This window comes from Corynebacterium sp. MSK044 (assembly GCF_030232825.1).
Lineage (GTDB): Bacteria > Actinomycetota > Actinomycetes > Mycobacteriales > Mycobacteriaceae > Corynebacterium.
On record NZ_JASPJJ010000006.1, the window covers coordinates 1 to 16941 of the forward strand.

The 16941-nt window shown below is 61.8% G+C and carries 17 protein-coding genes; 10 read left to right on the top strand and 7 right to left on the bottom strand.

Annotation, left to right across the window (positions count from 1 at the left end; genetic code table 11):
• Nucleotides 1–121: 121 nt before the first annotated feature.
• The 5 genes from dxr to map are packed head-to-tail and all read left to right on the top strand — an operon-like array spanning nt 122 to nt 6450.
• Entirely contained in the window at nt 122–1303 is a 1182-nt protein-coding gene (dxr, locus tag QP994_RS05090; RefSeq protein WP_284865677.1) for a 1-deoxy-D-xylulose-5-phosphate reductoisomerase, read from the top strand.
• A gap of 21 nt (nt 1304–1324) precedes the next feature.
• A complete protein-coding gene (locus QP994_RS05095; protein ID WP_284865607.1) occupies nt 1325–2536 on the top strand; it encodes a M50 family metallopeptidase in 1212 nt (403 codons plus the stop codon).
• A 25-nt stretch (nt 2537–2561) separates the two neighbouring features.
• Entirely contained in the window at nt 2562–3725 is a 1164-nt protein-coding gene (gene ispG, locus QP994_RS05100) for a flavodoxin-dependent (E)-4-hydroxy-3-methylbut-2-enyl-diphosphate synthase (RefSeq protein WP_284854669.1), read from the top strand.
• A gap of 4 nt (nt 3726–3729) precedes the next feature.
• Entirely contained in the window at nt 3730–5547 is a 1818-nt protein-coding gene (locus QP994_RS05105; RefSeq protein WP_284865608.1) for a penicillin-binding transpeptidase domain-containing protein, read from the top strand.
• Nucleotides 5548–5577: 30 nt separating this feature from the next.
• A complete protein-coding gene (map, locus tag QP994_RS05110) occupies nt 5578–6450 on the top strand; it encodes a type I methionyl aminopeptidase (protein ID WP_284865609.1) in 873 nt (290 codons plus the stop codon).
• A 116-nt stretch (nt 6451–6566) separates the two neighbouring features.
• Here map and QP994_RS05115 read toward each other — a convergent pair whose 3' ends face one another.
• The 4 genes from QP994_RS05115 to QP994_RS05130 all read right to left on the bottom strand — a co-directional run bounded on the left by QP994_RS05115 (nt 6567) and on the right by QP994_RS05130 (nt 9982).
• Entirely contained in the window at nt 6567–6977 is a 411-nt protein-coding gene (locus tag QP994_RS05115) for a hypothetical protein (protein WP_284865610.1), read from the bottom strand.
• A gap of 52 nt (nt 6978–7029) precedes the next feature.
• On the bottom strand, nt 7030–7386 hold the full coding sequence (locus QP994_RS05120; protein ID WP_284865611.1) for a hypothetical protein: 357 nt from the start codon (nt 7384–7386) through the stop codon (nt 7030–7032).
• A 182-nt stretch (nt 7387–7568) separates the two neighbouring features.
• On the bottom strand, nt 7569–8975 hold the full coding sequence (gene mtr, locus QP994_RS05125; RefSeq protein WP_284865612.1) for a mycothione reductase: 1407 nt from the start codon (nt 8973–8975) through the stop codon (nt 7569–7571).
• Nucleotides 8975–9982 carry an alpha/beta hydrolase gene (locus tag QP994_RS05130; RefSeq protein ID WP_284865613.1) on the bottom strand — a complete coding sequence of 336 codons (1008 nt, stop codon included), beginning with the start codon at nt 9980–9982 and terminating at the stop codon, nt 8975–8977. Before QP994_RS05130 ends, mtr begins: the two co-directional genes overlap by 1 nt.
• Nucleotides 9983–10203: 221 nt before the next feature.
• Between QP994_RS05130 and mqo the strand changes: the two genes are divergently transcribed.
• Nucleotides 10204–11634, top strand: coding sequence for a malate dehydrogenase (quinone) (gene mqo, locus QP994_RS05135; RefSeq protein ID WP_502870011.1), 1431 nt, complete (start codon nt 10204–10206; stop codon nt 11632–11634).
• A gap of 4 nt (nt 11635–11638) precedes the next feature.
• Here mqo and QP994_RS05140 read toward each other — a convergent pair whose 3' ends face one another.
• Complete coding sequence (locus QP994_RS05140) at nt 11639–12841, bottom strand: protein adenylyltransferase SelO family protein (protein ID WP_284854684.1); 1203 nt, start codon at nt 12839–12841, stop codon at nt 11639–11641.
• A gap of 61 nt (nt 12842–12902) precedes the next feature.
• Between QP994_RS05140 and QP994_RS05145 the strand changes: the two genes are divergently transcribed.
• From QP994_RS05145 to QP994_RS05155, 3 genes are read left to right on the top strand one after another with little or no spacing between them, the layout of a single operon-like run.
• A complete protein-coding gene (locus QP994_RS05145) occupies nt 12903–13148 on the top strand; it encodes a type II toxin-antitoxin system Phd/YefM family antitoxin (protein WP_284854686.1) in 246 nt (81 codons plus the stop codon).
• Nucleotides 13148–13402: a Txe/YoeB family addiction module toxin gene (locus QP994_RS05150; protein ID WP_076598803.1), complete on the top strand. Its 255-nt coding sequence runs from the start codon at nt 13148–13150 to the stop codon at nt 13400–13402. The genes QP994_RS05145 and QP994_RS05150 overlap by 1 nt, the downstream gene beginning before the upstream one ends.
• A gap of 26 nt (nt 13403–13428) precedes the next feature.
• On the top strand, nt 13429–14397 hold the full coding sequence (locus tag QP994_RS05155) for a class I SAM-dependent methyltransferase (protein WP_284865615.1): 969 nt from the start codon (nt 13429–13431) through the stop codon (nt 14395–14397).
• 7 nt (nt 14398–14404) lie between these two features.
• Here QP994_RS05155 and QP994_RS05160 read toward each other — a convergent pair whose 3' ends face one another.
• Nucleotides 14405–15133, bottom strand: coding sequence for a DUF1648 domain-containing protein (locus QP994_RS05160; protein WP_284854695.1), 729 nt, complete (start codon nt 15131–15133; stop codon nt 14405–14407).
• A gap of 86 nt (nt 15134–15219) precedes the next feature.
• Between QP994_RS05160 and QP994_RS05165 the strand changes: the two genes are divergently transcribed.
• Nucleotides 15220–16104, top strand: a complete 885-nt coding sequence (locus QP994_RS05165) for a DUF559 domain-containing protein (protein WP_284865616.1) — start codon at nt 15220–15222, stop codon at nt 16102–16104.
• A 74-nt stretch (nt 16105–16178) separates the two neighbouring features.
• On the opposite strand, the gene yaaA is transcribed toward QP994_RS05165, so the two are convergent.
• Nucleotides 16179–16901, bottom strand: coding sequence for a peroxide stress protein YaaA (yaaA, locus tag QP994_RS05170; protein WP_284865617.1), 723 nt, complete (start codon nt 16899–16901; stop codon nt 16179–16181).
• Nucleotides 16902–16941 lie beyond the last annotated feature (40 nt).

Consider the following 16941-nt stretch of genomic DNA (forward strand, 5'->3'; position numbering starts at 1 on the left):
CGCCCGGGTGTTACTGGATACTCACCCGGGCGTTACTCGATCCTCACCATGGCGTTACTAAATCGGTGGTCTGAACAGAAACACCCCGAACCTCACCGTTAGTATGACCCCACATTCACCGATGCCTGCTCTGTGTGACAATGAAACGGTGCGCAAAGTTGTGATTTTGGGTTCCACAGGTTCCATCGGTACGCAGGCCCTCGAGGTTATTCGGGACAACCCCGATGCTTTTGAGTTGGTGGGTATTTCTGCTGCCGGATCGGACCCGGCCACCATCGTTGCTCAGGCACGGGAGTGGAGGCTGGGGGCGGGTCAGGTTGGCGTCGCTAAGCAAGAAGCTGCTGATGAGGTGAGCCGTGAGCTCGGCGGCGAGGTCTTGCGTGGCGACGCGGCCGCGGAAACGCTGGTGCGCAACGCGAATGCTGACGTGGTGTTGAACGCGCTGGTGGGGTCGCTGGGCCTGGCTTCGACGCTGGCCACGCTGGACAGCGGTGCGGTGCTGGCGCTGGCGAACAAGGAGTCACTCGTCGCGGGCGGTGACATCGTGATGGCGCGTGGCGGCGCGATCGTCCCCGTCGATTCGGAGCACTCCGCGATGGCGCAATGTTTGCGTGCGGGCCGGGCCGAGGACGTGGAGCGCTTCGTGCTCACCGCTTCCGGCGGGCCTTTCCGCGGGCAAACCCGCGAGCAGATGTGGGACGCCACCCCCGCGCAGGCCGCCGCGCACCCGACGTGGTCGATGGGGCAGATGAACACCCTGAATTCCGCGACGATGGTGAATAAAGGCCTTGAGCTCATCGAGGCAACGCTGCTTTTTGGCATCTCCCCAGACATCATCGACGTGACTGTCCACCCGCAGTCCATCGTGCACTCGATGGTGACCTTCGTGGACGGTGCGACGATCGCGCAGGCGTCACCGCCATCGATGAAGATGCCCATCGCGCATGCCCTTGCATGGCCGGACCGCGTGGCGGACGTGCAGCCGAAGCTTGACTTCACGCAGGCGATGGATTGGCGCTTTGAGCCACTCGATGAGGAGGCGTTCCCCGCGGTTCGCCTTGCACGTGAGGTGGCCCGCGCCCGAGGCACCTTCCCCGCCGTGTACAACGCCGCCAACGAAGAGGCGGCCGCCGCGTTCCTAGCCGGAAAGATCCGCTTCCCGCAGATCGTGGACACCATCGACTATGTGCTGGATTCGGCGTCGGATTTTGCGGTGGTACCGTCATCCTTCGACGATATCGTGGCCGTGGAAACCGAGGCCCGCGCCCGCGCCATAGAGCGGGTTAAAACCATCAGTGCGTAGCGCCAGACGGAAAGGCAGTTCGTGGGACCATTCATCCTGGGCATTGTTGCCTTCGCGCTGTGTATCGCTGTGTCGATCGCGCTGCATGAGGCCGGCCACATGCTCACAGCGAAAGCCTTTGGCATGCGCGTGCGCCGCTTCTTCGTGGGGTTCGGCCCGAAGCTTGTGTCCGTGAAGAAGGGGGAGACGGAGTACGGCATCGCCGCGCTGCCGTTCGGCGGGTTCTGCGACATCGCCGGCATGACCGCGATGGATCCGCTCACCCCGGAAGAAGAGCCGCACGCGATGTACCGTAAGCCGTGGTGGCAGCGGGTTGCGGTGATGAGCGGTGGCATTGTGATGAACCTGTTTCTCGGGTTCATGGTGCTGTACCTACTGGCGGTCTCGTTCGGTATCCCGAACCCGTACGCAGATCGCACCCCGACGGTGGGAGAGGTGTCGTGCACGTCTGACCAGGTGGATGCCAGGACGGTCGCCGACTGCGCGGGCCCTGGTCCGGCCGGTGAAGCGGGAGTGCGCCCCGGCGACAAGATCTTGGCCATCGACGGCCAGGAGATGCGCACGTTCGTGGAGATCCGCGAGTACGTGCTCACTCGCCCAGACCAGACGGTCACGCTTGATGTGGAGCGCGCAGGGGAGCGCATGCTTATCGACGTCCCTGTGGCCCCCGTCACCCGCCTCACCCCCGAAGGAACCGCCTTTGAAGCCGGCGCGATCGGTGTGAGCAACGCACCGGTGGAAGATGCCGTGAAGCGCTTTGGTCCGGTCGAAGCAGTGCCGGCAACCGCGCGTGTGTCCGGGGAGATGCTGTCAGCATCCGTGAAGGGGATCATCGCGTTTCCGGGCAAGGTGCCGGGGGTGGCGGCGTCCATCTTCGGTGCGGAGCGGGATGTGGAGGGGCCGATCAGTGTGGTCGGTGCGTCGCGGGCCGGTGGTGAGCTGGTGGAGCGCTCCATGTGGGCGGTGTTCTTCTTCCTGCTGGTTTCCCTGAACTTCTTCCTGGCCCTGTTCAACCTGATCCCGCTGCCACCATTGGATGGTGGGCACATCGCGGTGGTTCTGTATGAAGCAATCCGTGATCGGCTGCGCGCGCTGCGCGGGCTGCCGGCGGGGGAGCCGGTGAACTACCAGAAGTTGGCGCCGATCACGTACGCGATGGCGGCGCTCCTGTTGGGTGTGGGCGTGTTGGTCATTGTCGCCGACGTGGTCAACCCCGTGCGTCTCTTTGGCTGACGGAACCGGTGTTAGTCTTAGGTCTATGAATCTTCCCATCGGTTTGGGCATCCCGGAAGGCCCGCCTCCGACTCTTGCTCCGCGTCGTAAAACCCGCCAGTTGTTCGTGGGTGGAGTAGGTGTCGGATCCGATCACCCGATTAGTGTGCAGTCGATGACGACGACGAAGACGCACGACATTAACGCCACCCTGCAGCAGATCGCGCAGCTGACGGCGTCTGGTTGCGACATCGTGCGCGTGGCCTGCCCGAAGACGGTGGACGCGGAGGCGTTGCCGGCGATTGCACAGAAGTCGCCGATCCCGGTTATCGCGGATATTCACTTCCAGCCGAAGTACATCTTCGCGGCCATTGATGCTGGCTGCGCTGCCGTCCGCGTCAACCCGGGCAACATCAAGGAATTCGACGGCCGCGTGAAAGAAGTGGCTAAGGCTGCTGGGGACGCGGGTATCCCGATTCGTATTGGTGTTAACGGCGGCTCTTTGGATAAGCGTCTGCTGGAGAAGTATGGCAAGGCCACGCCGGAGGCTCTCGTGGAGTCCGCGGTGTGGGAGGCGAGCTTGTTCGAGGAGCATGGCTTCGGCGACATTGCTATCTCCGTGAAGCACTCTGACCCGGTACTCATGGTGGAGGCCTACCGCCAGCTCGCCGCGAAGACGGATTACCCGCTGCACCTCGGTGTCACCGAGGCGGGCCCGAAGTTCATGGGCACCATCAAGTCCTCTGTGGCTTTCGGTGCGCTGCTCGCTGAGGGGATCGGTGACACCATCCGCGTGTCGCTTTCCGCTGACCCGGTGGAGGAGATCAAGGTCGGCGACCAGATCCTGCAGTCGCTCAATCTGCGCCCGCGCAAGCTGGAGATCGTGTCCTGCCCGTCATGTGGCCGCGCCCAGGTGGATGTGTACAAGCTCGCTGAGGAAGTCACTGCCGGTCTTGAGGGTATGGAGTACCCGTTGCGCGTGGCCGTGATGGGCTGTGTGGTTAATGGCCCCGGCGAGGCGCGTGATGCGGACCTCGGTGTCGCTTCCGGTAACGGCAAGGGCCAGATCTTTGTCAAGGGCGAGGTTGTGGAGACGGTGCCGGAGTCGAAGATCGTGGAAACGCTGATTGCGCACGCGATGCGCATCGCGGAAGAGGAAGGCCTCGAGGAGATCGCGGGCGCCAAGGCGGAAGTCAAGGTGACGAAGTAGAACGATGAAGCCTCGGGTCCTTGCGCTGCTTGCGGTTCTGGTTGTTGCGTTGGGTGCGACCGCGTGCACGCCGAAGCCGAACCCCGCGAAGCCTGTGGCACAGGATCTGCTCGATGCATTGCAGGACTTCGATTATGAGGCCCTCGCGCAGCTTGTCGACGTCCCCCAGAACGCCACCTCCTCTGCCTCCGCTACCGTCAGTGGCCTGCAGGCAGAGGCGTTGGATGCGACGCTGAACTACATCGAGCAAAAAGAGAACATCGCTACTGCCCACTACACCTTGGAGTGGGCGTTGCCGCGGGACCGGCACGTGTCTTATGACGCATCGATGACGCTGACGCAGTCTAACGACGAGTGGACTGTGCGCTGGCAACCGTCAGTGTTGCACCCGCGCTTGGGTGCGAACCAGCACCTTGAGCTGCGCACGGTTCCGGCGAAGCAAGCGAGTGTTGTGTCCTCGGATGGTGTGGCGCTGTTGAGTCCGGGGGTGGCGTATCGGTTGCTCGTCGATAAGGGTTCCGTGCGTAGTGTCTCGGAGACCGCGATCTCGATCTCCAATGCTTTGGCCAATGCCCATGCGACGGATAAGGCGGTACCCACGCGCGATGCGGGGGACTTGCAGAAGGAGCTGGAGGCGGCTTCCGGAGCGTACTCCGTGGCGATGATCCCTGCTACCGCCCATGCGGTCGCTGATGCCGCACTGAAGGGCATCCCCGGAGTGCGGCTCAATGAGGAAGCCGCGATGGTCAATGCGAATCCGGGTTTTGCGCCAGACATCATGGCGCGCATCGGGGAAGTTGTGCGCGGGGACTTGGAAGGCGATGCGGGCTGGAAAATTGCCATTGTGAATGAGAACGGCAATGAGCTCGAGGACGTGGAGAAGCACGACGCGAAGCCGTCGCCGTCCATTGGCATCAGCCTCTCGCACAAGGTGCAGGTCGCTGCGGAGAAGGCACTTGAACCGATCGCCGGACAGAAGGCGATGATCGTGGCCATTCGCCCGTCGACGGGGGAGATCCTTGCCGTTGCTCAAACGCCTGAGGCGGACAAGGACGGCAACCTTGCTCTCATGGGCCAGTACCCGCCGGGCTCGACGTTCAAGATCGTGTCCGCTGCTGCTGGCCTGGAAAAGCAGGGACTCAACCCGGACTCTATCGTGCCGTGCCCGGGAACGATGAATATCTACGGGCGTATCGTGACTAACTACGCGGGTTCTGGTGCTGGCGATGTGCCGTTGCAGACTGCGTTCGCGCGTTCATGCAACACCACTTTTGCGGATATTTCGACGAAGTTGGCGCCGGGGGAGCTAAAGGACGTCGGAAAGCAATTTGGCTTGGGCGTTGACTATGACATCACTGGCCTGGATACCTTGACTGGCTCGATCCCCGTTGGTGAGGAGCCGCTCGACCGTACCGAGGCCGGCTATGGGCAGGGCCATGACTTGGCCAGCCCGTTTGGCATGGCGCTCGTGTCCGCAACGGCCGCGCGCGGGGAGGTGCCGACGCCGTACTTGATTAAGGGCAAGGAGACCAAGGCCAGCGAACAGGCGCCGAAGCTTGAGCCGCACGCAGTGGCGGGGCTGCAGGACATGATGAAAGCCGTTGTCAGTCCTGGCGGCACCGCTGGTGGCATGAGTGCTGGCGGCGACATCCGCGGCAAGACCGGCGAGGCTGAGATCAACGGCGGCTCCCACTCCTGGTTCACCGGCTACCGGGATGATGATATTGCCTTTGCCACCCTCATCGTTCTTGGCGGCGGATCTGAGGCTGCGGTTGCTGTCACGGATGCGATGCTGCGCAATATCGATGAGGCGGGCGCTTAGACAGAAACCCGCGGGACTACCATGGCACCCATGAACCCACGCGGAAAACTGACACCTGGAAAACCCACCCCGATCCGCACCGTGCCGGATTCCATTGAGCGTCCGGAATACGTTTGGAAGGACACGGTCGCGGAGAATATTGGCGAGCCGTTTGTGCAGACACCCGAGGTCATTGAGAAGATGCGCGAAGCATCCCGCATCGCAGCCAACGCCCTGGAGACTGCCGGCGCGGCGGTGGCGCCTGGCGTGACCACCGATGAGATTGACCGTATCGCCCACGAGTACATGCTTGACCACGGCGCGTACCCGTCGACGCTCGGCTACCGCGGTTTTGAAAAGTCTTGCTGCACGTCGCTTAATGAGATCGTGTGCCACGGCATCCCGGACACCACCGTGATCCAGGAAGGCGACATCTGCAATATCGACGTCACTGCCTACAAGAACGGCGTCCACGGCGACACTAACGCTACTTTCCTCGCTGGTGAGGTTGCCGAGGAGCACAAGCTGCTGGTTGAGCGCACACATGAAGCGATGATGCGCGGCATCCGCGCCGCCAAGCCGGGCCGTCAGGTCAACGTGATCGGTCGTGTCATTGAGTCCTACGCCAAGCGCTTCGGCTACAACGTGGTCACCGACTTCACTGGCCACGGCGTGGGCCCCACCTTCCATAATGGGCTGGTGGTGCTCCACTACGACTCTGATGCGTACACGGACGTGTTGGAACCAGGCATGACGCTCACGATCGAGCCCATGATTAACCTCGGCGGGCTTGACTATGAGATCTGGGACGACGGTTGGACCGTCCAGAACACCGATGGTGAGTACACGGCCCAGTTTGAGCACACCATCCTCATCACCGAGGACGGCAACGAGATCCTCACCCTCCCCGATTCCCAGCGCTAACCATTAGACCGCGGTACATCGCTTCGAACCAGGGGGCAAACAAAAAGAAGACCGCGGCATACGCGGTCTTCTTGAATTAACTAGCGCGCAGCTTCTAGAACTGCGGACGCTGAGATTTAGAGCTGCGGCAGCAGGCCCTCGTGCAGAGCCCAGTTGCCCAGGCCGATCAGTGCGCCGAGGCCAGCGAGCAGTGCGAACCAGTCGATAGCGTCGCGCCACATCAGTGCCCACTGCGGGGTTTCGCCGTCCTTCTTCTCCTTGCCGAACAGGAAGGTCAGGAATGCCGGCTTATCTGCGTCGGTAGCGTGACCGAATCCCGAGAAGCCCTTGCCACTGGACATACCATCAAAGCCCTGCTTCAGGACGTCCTTGATCTCAGTGTTGTTCGGGTTCTTGGTGCTGGAGCCGGAGACGAATGCGGACGGAGCGGTCTCCTGGGCCTCCTCAGCGCCAGCGACGGTGACGCCACCGAAAGCGACGGCGGTTGCGGTTGCTGCAGCGAGAGCTGCGTTGCGGAACTTACGCATGTTGTTTCCTTACTTTCTAGAAGTTGAAATGAGTATGGGAGTTCGAACGCAGTTACTTAGCGTGCGGGCCGTACTTGATGAAGTTGTCGATCGGAGCGATGATCATGCCGAGCACAGCTGCCGCACCGAGGATAACGGTCAGGGAGTAGAGGAGCTTCGCGCCAACCGGCTGCTCGGAGAGGCTGCTCTGGGTGCCGAAGATCTCGCGACCCTTCAGGGTGTCAGACTCGGTCTCAGCGCCCTTGATCTTGAAGATTCCCTTGCCGATCTTGTTTGCCAGGCTTCCGCCCTGCTGGGAGCTCTGCTGGGTCTGAGCGTTGGCATCCTCGGCGATTGCGACGGAGGTGCTGCCGAAGGTCAGCGCGACTGCGGTTGCGCCTGCGAGGGCGATGTTGCGAAGGTTACGCATATTTACGATTCCTTTTCTAGTCCAATATGGAGAACGGGTGCGCGGTGGCACTCGGTTCGCTTCCAGGGAACGTTGAACAGGTTAGCGCATTCATGCTGGTAGACGCAAAAGTTGGCGGGTTTTAACTGTGAAAAACTTAGGAGCATGCTCAGGTTGATTACTGAACGGTGAAAGTTTTTGGCTTAGACCTCGGGAAAAGTGAAATCGAGGCCTAAGATGGCGTTCTCAGTTACCTCACCTAATGCGGGGTGAATCCAATATTGGTGTCGGGCGACTTCACGGAGATCAAGGTCGAAAGCCATCACCGTGATCATTTGCTGGATGAGGGTCGATGCCTGCGGCCCCATGTAGTGTGCGCCGAGGAGGCGGGCGGTGCGCCGGTCGGCGACAAGTTTCACAATTGAGGTGGTGTCTTCCATCGCCCAGCCGTAGGCGACGTCGCCGTAGTTCTGGATCTTGCAGGTGACGTCGTAGCCTGCCTCGATAGCCTGTTGTTCCGTGAGACCAACGGTAGCGATCTGCGGGGAGGTGAACACCGCGGATGGCACGTGGTCATGGGGCATGGGCACCATGCCGGATTCATCGCCGGCAGCAACGCGCAGGATGTTGTGGCGTACCGCGCGTAGTTCCGCGTTGGCCACGTGCTTGAGCATGAAGGGCGAGGAGACATCGCCCAGCGCCCACACGCCATCAGCGGTGGTGCGACCGAACTCATCAACTTTCACGCGGCCATCCTCATGCAGTTCCACACCGCCAGCAGCCGCGCCGAGGCGGTCGCCGTTGGGCACACGGCCAGTGGCGACGAGGAGGGCGGAGGAGGTGACGGCGGTGCCGTCGTCAAGCATGAGCGTGACGCCGTGGTCATCGTGGGACGCGGAGGCAACGGTGCGGCCAAGGTGCGTTTCGTAGCGGTCCGTAGCCAGCGTATTAAAGCGTGCAGCCAGGTCACGGTCTAGATGGCGCATCAAAGGCGAACGGTTCACAATGCGCACGTGGGTGCCCAGGGATTGGAAGATGTGCGCGAATTCCATCGCGATATACCCGCCACCGAGGATGGTCAGGGACTCGGGCTGCGCGGGCAGGCGCATGACGGATTCGTTGGTCAGGTACGGCACGCCGGATTCAGCGATGACATCCGGGATGAAAGAACGGGACCCAGCTGCCAGGACGATCGTGTCGGCGGTGATCTCCGCAGGCTCACCATCGCGGGAGGTGCGAATGGTCTTCGGGCCGATGAACTCAGCATGCCCGTCGTAGATGTCGATGTTCGGGCACTCATCGCCGCGCCGGTACTCCTCACCACCGCGCGAGATCGCGTCGATGCGGTTGGTGAACACGCGGTCCACGATCGCCGGCCAGTCCGCCCCCTCGAAGGAGGTACGGATGTTGAGGCGCGCCGATTCCGCCGCTGATTCCGCGGTATCCGCCGCGACAACGAACATCTTCGTGGGGATGCAGCCGTGGTTGAGGCAGGTGCCGCCGAAGCGCGGGGCTTCGTCGATAAGCGCGATGCTCTTGCCGTCGAACTCGGGTGTGGGAAAAGAATTGCCGGAGCCGGAGCCCAGCACAATGTAGTCATAATGCGTCATTATTGAGCCTTTCGCTTTTCGACGAGCCCCTCCAGCCACCCATCCAACTCCCGGAACGCATTCTGGCGGGCGAGTGGGGCGGAGAGGAAAACGTCATGGAGAGCGCCGTCAATGACGGCGGTGGTGCTGCCGGGCGCGCTGGAGACGTGTGGCGCCCAACGCTGAATCTGTTTGACGTCGAGCACCGTGTCTGCCGTATCGGCTGCCGCGGAATACGGCTTGTTCAGATATGAGTGTGCAGAACACAGCGTGAGAGTGGGCACGCCGGAATCCACCGCGCCGTCGTGGATGTCCTTCTGCGCGACCATCACCGCACGGAACCAGCCAAGAAATTTCTTGTGGCCACCCATGGCTTTCTTGTCCGTGTCATAGTCCCAGCGACCGTGCGCACCTTTATAAATGGACTCCCCGTAGGTGGCCTCACCGATCGAAGGGAGTGGGCACAGCGGAAAGCGCTTGCCCATAATGTCTACGAGCGGGGTAGTTACCGCCACCACCCACGACGGGAACTGCATGTCCAGCCACGGACTGTTGAGCACTTGGCCGGCAACCAGCGCGTGCGTTGTCGGGTCATGCCGGCGCAGATGATCCAGCCACAGCGGGGTGATGAGGCCACCGGTGGAATGCGCCAGGGGAATGACGCTGCCGTGTTTCTCGGCGATGCGCTTGGTTGCCTCCGTCAGCTCGTCGAAGTAGTAGCGCATGTCCGTGGTGTAGTGCCAGCGCTGACCGCTGCGGTGGGCACGGCCGCATTTGCGCAGATCCAGCGCGTAGAAGGGGTAGCCGAGCTCCTTGTAGTGCTGTGCCACATGGTCCTGGAAGAAGTAGTCCGACATGCCATGCACCCACAGCAGAGCCGGCTTGCCCGTCACCTCATCCGGGAGCGCCTGCACCAGAACCGCAGACACGTCCCCCGCGTCATCCGGATCAGGTCCAAGGGGCAACGTGGCGCTCCGGTAATTACTGCCGAGTTCGTCCGTGGTCCAACTCAAGGAATCGAGTTTCATGTCACACATCATAGGGGGGCTGGATTTTAGTTTGATGCGGACATTTGATTTGGGTCCGATACCGCGTTTCGGGTGGAATGATGGGGAGGGGTAGTATTCACGTAAAGCAAACACGGCGACAAGATCGAAGAGGTCAAAAGGTGTCAACGAAGCAGTCCCAAACAGCGAACAACCACTCGACAGGGGACGAGGTTGATGTCCTCCTAGTTGGTGCGGGTGTCATGAGCGCGACACTGGGGGCAATGCTCCGCCAGCTCGAGCCATCCTGGTCTCAGCTCATTTACGAGCGCCTTGATGGCGCAGCGCAGGAGTCTTCCTTCCCCTGGAACAACGCGGGTACCGGCCACTCCGCACTGTGCGAGCTCAACTACACGCCGGAGAAGAACGGCCGCATTGATGTGACCAAGGCTGTGGCAATCAATGAGAAGTTCCAGGTCTCCCGCCAGTTCTGGACCCATCAGCTCAATGAGGGCGTGCTGTCTGACCCGACCGAGTTCATCAACCCTGTCCCGCACGTGTCCTTCGCGCAGGGCCACGATCAGATTGAGTACCTGAAGCACCGCTACGAGGCGCTGTCCGAGAACTACATGTTCCCGGACATGCAGTTCACCGATGACCGGGAGAAGTTCGCTGAGAAGCTGCCTCTCATGGCTGAGCAGCGTGATTTTGACGCTGAGCCTGTGGCCATCTCCTGGGTTGACGCTGGTACGGACGTCAACTTCGGTGCACTGACCAAGCAATTCATCGATCACTCCCAGACCCAGGGCACCGAGGTCCGCTACGGCCATGAGGTTGTGGACATCAAACGTGAAGGCAGCTTCTGGAAGGTCACCGCCAAGAACCTGCACACCGGTGCCAAGGAAACCACCAAGGCTCGCTTCGTCTTCGTCGGTGCTGGCGGCTACGCCCTCGACCTGCTGCGCAAGGCCAAGGTGCCTGAGGTTCGCGGCTACGCAGGTTTCCCCATCTCGGGTGCATGGCTGCGCACCACCAACCCGGAACTCGTGGCTAAGCACCAGGCCAAGGTGTACGGCAAGGCAAAGGTGGGTGCCCCGCCGATGTCCGTCCCGCACCTGGACCTGCGCGTTATCGACGGTAAGCAGTCTCTCCTCTTCGGCCCGTTCGGTGGTTGGACGCCGAAGTTCCTGAAGGAAGGCTCCTACTTCGACCTGTTCAAGTCCATCCGCGTGGACAACATCCCGTCCTACCTGGGTGTTGCTGCATGGAACTTCGGCCTAGTCAAGTACCTGGTGGAGGAAGTGTTCAAGTCCTTCGACGGCCGCGTGCACGACTTGCACGAGTACATGCCGTCCGCTGACGGCAAGGATTGGGAGGCTGTCATTGCTGGCCAGCGCGTCCAGATCATTAAGCCAGCAACCCCGCCACACTTCGGCTCCCTGGAGTTCGGTACCGCCCTGGTCAACAACCAGGATGGCACTATCGCCGGCATCCTCGGTGCTTCCCCGGGTGCGTCGATCGCTCCGGCTGCGATGCTCGAGCTGCTTGAGCGTTGCTTCGGTGAGCGCATGATCGAGTGGAGCCCGAAGCTCTACGAGATGATTCCTACCTACGGCAAGACCCTCATGCGTGAGCGTGACCTGTACGAGAAGCAGTGGGCAGAGACCCAAGAGGCACTGAAGCTCAACCGCTAAGTGCTTAAGTACCGCAGAAGGTGATGAACGGTTCGCCGTCATCCCCCTCGGGCTCGGCCATCCAGGCCGGGCCCGCTTCTGCGTTATAGGGGTCCGTTACGGCGGTGAGCAGCTCAATGAACGGCTGCAAGTCGCCATCGCGTTCAGCACTGCTGATGGCACGATCAAGCATTCGGTTACGCGGGATGAACAGCGGACCGCCGTGGTGTTCGTGGTTGTACGTGGTGATGTCATCCGCTTGGGCCAGCGCCTGCGGGGCAGGCACGTGTTTCTCCCACGCGCGGTGCCAGGTGGGTTCCATGTCTGCGAGGACTTCCTGCATTGCGTCGGTGTTGCTCACTGGTAATAGAGCCTCCGCCAGGCGCGTGAGGTTCCATGCCATGATGTCCGGCTGATTCCCAAATGCGTAGCGGCCCTGCGCATCGATGGAGGAAAACACAGCCGCCGGCCGAAACTTCTCAGTGAAGGCGCACGGGCCATAGTCAATCGTCTCGCCGGACAAGGCAACGTTGTCGGTGTTCAACACCCCATGGACAAAGCCGATGCGCATCCACTGCGCAACCAGGTCGAGCTGGCGTGCCATGACGGTGGCAAGGAGATCTTCCGGCGCGTCGAATCCGGCGGCGTCGATAAGCTTTTCTGCGAGCTCCGGGGACCGTGAGGCTGCATACTGAACCGATCCGATACGCAGGTGGCTACGCGCCACTCGTACCACGATCCCGCCCGGCACATAACCCTGCTGCCGTAGTACCGTCTCCCCGGTGGTCAACACCGCTAAAGAGCGGGTCGTGGGAACACCCACCGCGTGCATGAACTCGCTCACCAGATACTCCCGCAGCATTGGTCCGAGTGCCCCGCGACCATCCGAACCCGGGCGGGAGAAAGGTGTCGGGCCGGAGCCTTTGAGCTGAATTTCTATGCGGCCGTCCGCGGTGGGGAGGTCGCCGAGGAGGAGGGCGCGGCCATCGCCAAGCAATGGCACAAACTGCCCGAACTGGTGCCCGGCGTACGCGGTGGCGTGCCCGCCGTCGGCCCCCGATATCCACCGGAGACCGTCGTCGCTGTGCAGCCACGTGGGGTCTAGCCCGAGGTCCCGCGCCAGCGCTTCATTGAGCACCACGATTTGAGGGGCCGGGAAGTCCGCGCCGCGTGCTTCGACCGCCATGGAGGGCAGTGCGTCGGCGAAAGAGTGTTTCAGGGCGAGCATATGGCCAGCGTAGACAGGCTGACCGTGTGGTACGGTAAAGCGGTACAACTAAGGAGGGGTCATGGCACTAAGCGCTAGTGAAGCACGGCGGACGCTGTTCCCACTCATTGAGCGTGTTAACAACGATCGTTCTGTCGTGGAAATAACGTCCCGTTCCGGCAACGCGGTCCTCATGTCGGCGGATGATTACGCCGCCTGGGAGGAGACTGCTCATATCTTCCGTTCCCCCGCGAATGCACGTCGAGTTCTCGATGCTTACGAAGCTGCGCGTGCGGGTGAGTTTGTAGAGCACGCGATCGAGAACTAATGCGTCTGGTGTGGGTCGCCCACGCGTGGGAGGACTATCAGTATTGGCAGCGTGAGGACCGTAAGACGCTGAAGCGCATCAACCAGTTGATCCGAGACACGATGCGTGATCCGTTCGAAGGGATCGGGAAACCGGAGCCCCTCAAATATGGTGCGGAAGGGGCCTGGTCGCGGCGGATCACGCAGGAACACCGGCTCATTTATTTGGTGGACGGTGATGATCTGATCATCCTGCAGGCCCGCTACCACTACTGATGTGCCCCACCCTAGACTTGGGCGCCATGAACGGAACCGCCACGATGCGCACGCTCGATCGCCTCATCATCGACGAAGCGCCGATCCGCGCCACCGCCACCACTCTCATTTGCCACGACCCCACCTTGGACCTCACCCGCGCGGCGCTGGCGGAAGGTGGCCCTGTGGTGTTCCTGGACTCGGATTACGCGCGCAGCCAGGAGGCCGCGTCGCTTGGTGTCGTGGTTGCCGGTGATGTGCGGCTGGACGAGTTCCTGGCCGGTGCGAGCGGATCCGCCGTGGCAATAGGGGAGATGCCCAAGTCCCTAGCGCGGCTGGACTACCTCGCGCGTTCTATCGCTGGTGCTGGCTACGAAGACGTCCGCGTGGTGCTCGGCGGGAATAACAAGCACCTCTCGCGCGGCATGAACGCGACGCTCGCGGAATCTTTCAGCGATGTCAGTGCCTCTCGCGGTCGCGGGAAATTCCGCTGCCTCGTTGCCACCGGCCCGCGCTCCGTGACCTACGAGCCGGTGCGTGGGGACGGCCTCGTTGCCTACGGCGGCGTCTTCTCCGGGGCGAAACCGGACCGCGGTGGGGAGCTGCTGCGCTCCTGCCTGCCCGCTGAGCCGGGCAGGCTGCTTGATCTCGGCTGCGGCAACGGTTCCGTTACTCGTGCCCTTGATTCGCAGGCGACAGACTCCGATGCTGACGCTGTCCTCTCCGCCCGCGCCATCGGCCTGGATGCCACGTGGGATGATGCTGGCTCACGGTTCCCGGATGCATCCTTTGACACCGTCGCCCTGAACCCACCGTTCCACGACGGTACTGCCGTCGACGCCACCTTGGTGCAGAAGCTTCTCGACGCCGCCGTGCGCCTCCTCACCCTCAACGGCGAGCTCTACCTGGTGCATAACTCCCACTTGCGCTACCGCGGGGAAGTGGAGCGCCGCTTCACATCGGTGAAACAGGTGGCGCGTGACAAAACCTTCACCGTCTTGCGCGTAACGCAGTGACCTCAGCCTAGAACGTCAAAAACGGCGCCACTGTCACAATCACGATCAGCACCACGAGCGTGAGGACGTACCGCTTCACCGGTGCGTGAGCCCAGTTCAGATCCACCTTGCTTTGGTTGAAGGGGGAGACCCAGGCGACCATCGGGTCGTTGGATTTGTTGTAGAAGCCCATGCCGCCACCGAAGCCGAAGTACTTCTGGCGGGTGCGCTCCTCATCGTCGGTGGGCATGGCTGCCAACTGGTCCTGCCAGCGGGAGATCTGAACAAACGTGTAGCCCAGTGCGGCGATGATGCTGACTATCAGCAGGATGATGGTGGCGATGAGGTAATCCCCATAGGAGGGGAAGGTGAGAGTGAACTGCATGAGGCACATCGGCACGACGGTGGCCAACGCCAGCCATGCGAGTGAGCGCTGGGTGATGCTGAGTAGGGTGGCAGCCTTATCGGCGGCGGTGTTGGAGAAGGGGATAGCGGGTTCCTCGGCAGTAACAGGGAATCGCATCTGAGCCATGGCTGGCCGTGGCGCTGCGAAAGCCACGAGCACGAGGAGCAGCACGGAGTACCACACGCCGAAGGTAGCGGAGGGGATGGACTTCGGCTGGGTCCGGTCGACCTCACCACCTGGGCCCACGTGCACAGGAATATTGTCCGGCGCGGCATCAATATTCAGCACGATCAACGCGAAGCTGAACAGCGCAAAAGCTACTGCGACACCATAAATAGTTCGGGAGGACATAGAACAACTTTAGCCACGGAGGGAACCAAATCGGGGTCTAGGGCAGTCCAAGTAAATGAGAACAACAATTCACTAAAGGGGGACATATGAACGTGGATAGGGGAATAGGTTTGGTGGAAGGGCTCGTCGATAAGCGAAGAAGCGATGAGCACATGGTGGCAGTGAGCGCACTGCGTGCGATTAGTGCGGAGGTTCACCGTGGGTTGACCAGCTATGAAAAGCGCTGGCTGCGCGCGGCGGCCGTGGCACACAGCCATCCGAAGGCTGTGCTGACGGGGCGTGCGGCTGCGCGGCTGACCAACATGTGGGTTGTTGCGACTAGTGAAGAGACCGTGGAGCTCATGCTGCCCAGCGGTGGAGTGCCACAACGGTCGCGGTGGGCGGAAGGGGTGAGCTACCACCGCGGCACCCTTGCACCACATGAGATTGGCTACATCGAAGCCTATGGCGGGTTCGCAGTGACCACGCCTATCCGCACCGCGGTCGACATTGCTATCCGCCACGGATTCGCCGAAGGGCTCGTGGCATTCGACTGGCTGCTCGCATCGCGCACCACGACCCGCGATGAACTGGAAGCCACCGTCGATGCGATGCGTGGCAAGAAGGGAGTGGCAGTGGTGCGGAAAGCTCTCGCGCACGCGGTGGCGAACTCGCAGTCGCCGTATGAAAGCTACGCGCGAGCTTTGCTGATTTGTGCTGGTCTGGCTCCGTCCACCCAAGCCCCTATCGGGCCGTACCTGGTAGATCTGCTGATCGGCCGGGTTGTCATCGAGGTCGACGGAGAAGTGAAATACGACGACGCCACCTATCGGCCGCTCGCGGAGACCCTCCGGCGTGAGCGTGAGCGGGAAGTGCAGATTCAGAACAGTGGCTATGTGGTGCGCCGGGTGAAGCCGGCAGACCTGTTACGGGACCCAGATGGTTTCGTCGCGGGGGTCATGGCGGCATTGAGGGCTAACGGGTCCGTTTGACTATGGCGAGCGACGACGCCTAAAACCCCAGGGCAGTTTTGGCCTTCAGGTGCCATAGTCAAACCGCTCAATAGCTAAACGACGAGCGTCAGCCGGTTCCCATCCACTTCCACCGTCATCCCGGCAGCCTCAGCGATGGCTGCGACACCCTCGATATCAGTGACCGAGTCCGCATCGGGAGCGGTGGCCAGCACGCGGGCGAGCTCGCCTTTGTAGTGCTTGTTGAAGTGGCTGACCACCTTGCGTGTGCCATCCTCCTGCAACGACTCGACGCGGACGGTGATCGCGTCGGGCACAGGGCCGAGTTGCTGGTAAGCGCCGGAGCGCATGTCCACGATCAGATCATCCACCGCGAGCAGAGCGTCGGTGATGGCGGTGCCCCAGCGGGCTTTCATGGTGGGGGTACTGCGCTGAGACGGAAGTTTCGAGCCACCGGAGAGCCGGTAGCGGGGGATCATGTCGCCGGCGCGGACAACGCCGAAGAGGGCGGAGCCGATGGCCAGGCGCGCCAGGGCGGGGTCGAGGAGGGTGTCGGCAGACAATGCGTCATAAAGCACTCCCGTATACCGGTAGATGGCGGGCATGACGGGCGCTGAGCGCAGCGAGAGGTTCTCCGCGGCTTCCTCGCGCTTGGTCGGAGGGAGTTTGAGCGCGGACATCATCTCGTCGAGCTCGAGTGCGGCAAGGTCATCCATGATCTCATTGCGGATCGAATCGAGGGATGGGAAAGAGACGTCGATGCCATCCATTTCGCCGCCGGGAGCTTTGGTTTCAGAAGGCGGAAGCACAATCAGCATGCCGTCCAAACTACATGTCCACGGGCAGGGTTAAGATGAC